We start from the raw sequence: 254 nt of genomic DNA, 5'->3' as shown, positions 1-254 counted from the left end.
CTTTGGGCCAGAAATGCTAGGTGGGGACTACCTCAATCACGTCGCCAATGGGTAACCGAAACTGATATGGACGCGGCCATTGGAGCCCTCAATGCGGCCATCATCGGTTTGCATGCGGAGGTCTCGATCCAGATCCAATTCGATATAAACCACGCCATTCACCGAGAAGTTGCATCCACGATGTTTACTGACGACGGAAATGCGGTGCCCGCAAGTTTCAGCCTCGACTACTTCATGCGCATTCCACACTTTAA

At 52.0% G+C, this 254-nt stretch carries 1 protein-coding gene; it reads left to right on the top strand.

The window, feature by feature from the left end; genetic code table 11:
- Positions 1 to 66: 66 nt before the first annotated feature.
- A partial coding sequence (locus SB771_RS35800) for a hypothetical protein (RefSeq protein WP_410722143.1) occupies positions 67 to 254 on the top strand: 188 nt, incomplete at its 3' end.

The organism is Burkholderia sp. SIMBA_051, assembly GCF_046534915.1.
In the GTDB taxonomy this organism is placed as follows: domain Bacteria; phylum Pseudomonadota; class Gammaproteobacteria; order Burkholderiales; family Burkholderiaceae; genus Burkholderia; species Burkholderia ambifaria.
This window is presented reverse-complemented; position numbering and strand designations above follow the sequence as displayed.